The organism is Bariatricus sp. HCP28S3_D3, assembly GCF_052065755.1.
Classification (GTDB): domain Bacteria; phylum Bacillota; class Clostridia; order Lachnospirales; family Lachnospiraceae; genus Allocoprococcus.
Genome location: NZ_JBQHTK010000070.1, coordinates 1 through 2,294 on the forward strand (window position 1 = coordinate 1; position 2,294 = coordinate 2,294).

3 protein-coding genes are annotated in these 2,294 nt (G+C 50.3%); all 3 read left to right on the top strand.

The window, feature by feature from the left end; genetic code table 11:
- Nucleotides 1-979 (top strand): DDE-type integrase/transposase/recombinase (locus ACTNB3_RS17670; RefSeq protein WP_441027269.1); only part of this gene is annotated, 979 nt, incomplete at its 5' end.
- Nucleotides 979-1,785, top strand: a complete 807-nt coding sequence (locus tag ACTNB3_RS17675; protein ID WP_427808895.1) for an ExeA family protein — start codon at nucleotides 979-981, stop codon at nucleotides 1,783-1,785. The genes ACTNB3_RS17670 and ACTNB3_RS17675, both read left to right, overlap by 1 nt.
- An 11-nt stretch (nucleotides 1,786-1,796) precedes the next feature.
- Nucleotides 1,797-2,123, top strand: coding sequence for a DUF6618 family protein (locus ACTNB3_RS17680; RefSeq protein ID WP_427808896.1), 327 nt, complete (start codon nucleotides 1,797-1,799; stop codon nucleotides 2,121-2,123).
- The last annotated feature ends 171 nt before the right edge of the window (nucleotides 2,124-2,294 follow it).

Here is a 2,294-nt window from a genome sequence, read left to right on the forward strand (position 1 = left end):
AGAGATCTACCGTCTGAAAGAGGCTTTCCCCAGGCTCAATGCCACACAGATCCACAAACAGCTTGTGGAGAATTCCTTCATTCCGGCTACGGTCAGCGTTTGTGCTGTCCAGCGCTTTATCCGGCATAATGACCTCAAATCCGCACGCAATCCAGGCATGCGGGACCGCAAGGCTTTTGAAGAGGATTCCTTTGGAAAAATGTGGCAGGCGGATACCTGTTACCTGCCTTATATCACAGAAGACGGGAAACGCAGGCGGGTCTACTGCATTATGATCATTGACGACCATTCCCGTCTCCTGGTTGGCGGCGGCCTGTTCTATAACGATAATGCTTATAACTTCCAGAAAGTGTTCAAGCAGGCTGTGGCGACTTATGGGATCCCCTTGAAGCTTTATGTCGATAATGGGTGTAGCTATTCTAACGAACAGCTTTCCCTAATCTGCGGCTCCATCGGCACGGTACTCCTGCACACAAAAGTCCGTGACGGAGCCAGTAAGGCAAAAATCGAACGCCAGTGGAGGTCACTGAAAGAACAATGGCTTTATACCCTTGACATGGATTCCATCCACTCGCTCGAAGAATTCAACCGTCTCCTCTCAGGCTATATCCGCAACCATAATACCTCTTACCATTCCGGGATCCGGGATATCCCACTGGAACGGTACCGCCGCACCTGCATGCAGGTAAAGATGCCGGGATCCCGGGCATGGCTGGACGAATGTTTTATGAACCGTGTGACCCGCAGGGTCAACCGGGATGCCACTGTCTCTATCGACCGGACGTATTACGATGTTCCCATGCAGTTCATCGCCACCAAAGTGGAGATCCGTTTCCTACCGGATGATATGTCCACCGCCTACATTCTTTACGAAGGGGAACATTACCCCATCCGGCAGACAGACCGTAACGAAAACTGCCGGACAAAGCGGAATAACACACCAACCCTTGATTATTCCCGGATGGGAGGTGAAAAATAATGTCTCTTGCGTATTATGGGCTTTCCTTTAATCCCTTTGACAAGCAAATGATACAAGAGAAAGACCGATTCCTTTCCCATGACATGACAGAAATGACCCAGCGGCTGGATTACCTAAAGGATGCACGGGGGATCGGTGTGTTCACCGCCCGTCCCGGCATGGGAAAATCGTTCTGCCTGCGCTGTTTCTCCAAAAGTCTGAACCCAAATCTGTACCACATGGAGTACATCTGCCTGTCCACCATCAGTGTCATGGAATTTTACCGCCAGTTCTGCGCCGCCCTCGGCGTCAGTGACAAAGGTGGGAAACCAGGAATGTTCAAGGCGATCCAGGAGCAGGTCTGGTATCTCTATAAAGAGAAGCGTCAGCCACTCCTCCTGGCGGTTGACGAAGCGCAGTATCTCTCCACCGGCATTCTGAACGACATCAAGATGCTGATGAATTACGGGTATGATTCCGTAAACTGTTTTACCCTGATCCTTTGCGGCGAATCCCACCTGAATAATACTTTGAGCCGCCCCGTTCATGAAGCACTGCGTCAGAGGATCACTGTCCACTATAACTTCTCCGGCCTATCGGATGATGAGGTGGCACGGTATGTCCTCCATAAACTCACCTGTGCCGGTGGAAGCGAGACCATGATAGAAAAAGCCGCTCTTTCTGCCATCCACAGCCATTCCCAGGGAAATCCCCGTCTGATCGACAATCTGATGACGGATGCCCTTGCCCTTGGCTCACAAATGGAGAAAAAGTCGATCGATGCAGAAGTGATCCTTGCGGCTGTCAGTAACCAGAACCTGATGTAGGAGGATGTGCTATGGAATATCAATGTACTCTTACAAGAGGGAAACGAAAAGAACGATGGAACGGGGAGATCCGGCTTATCAGACATTCGGGCTCCTGTTACGAAGCAGAGATCTCTGGCCGTGGGACTTACTTCCACGTAATCGCAGGGAAACACAGCTATGGGAACTATATCTGTATACCAAACCACGACGTAGGAAGTGAACTGTCCAGCTACCGGGATCTGTTCTGGAATACAGAGCGTCTTTCCGGACTTCTGAAAAAGGTGGATGCAGTGACGGTCGCAAGCGGACTGTGCCATCTTGAAGAACTGGGCAGTCTGGAAAAATACACAGATTAATAACACTGAGATCACGGAGCTCTATGGGGCTCCGTGATCTTTCAATACTCTCCAATAATGTGCCGTATTATCGCTGTCAATCTGCCATTAGCTCCCAGACTGCGCGGTCGATTCTTTAAAGGACGGAAAAATAATTTGTCGTTTGCGTCTCCCTCAATTCGCTGTCCAACA

What these genes read in the sequence shown, in the direction of transcription:
- ACTNB3_RS17675 (WP_427808895.1), top strand. Translation starts at nt 979, where the DNA reads ATGTCTCTTGCGTATTATGGGCTTTCCTTTAATCCCTTTGACAAGCAA.
- ACTNB3_RS17680 (WP_427808896.1), top strand. Translation starts at nt 1,797, where the DNA reads ATGGAATATCAATGTACTCTTACAAGAGGGAAACGAAAAGAACGATGG.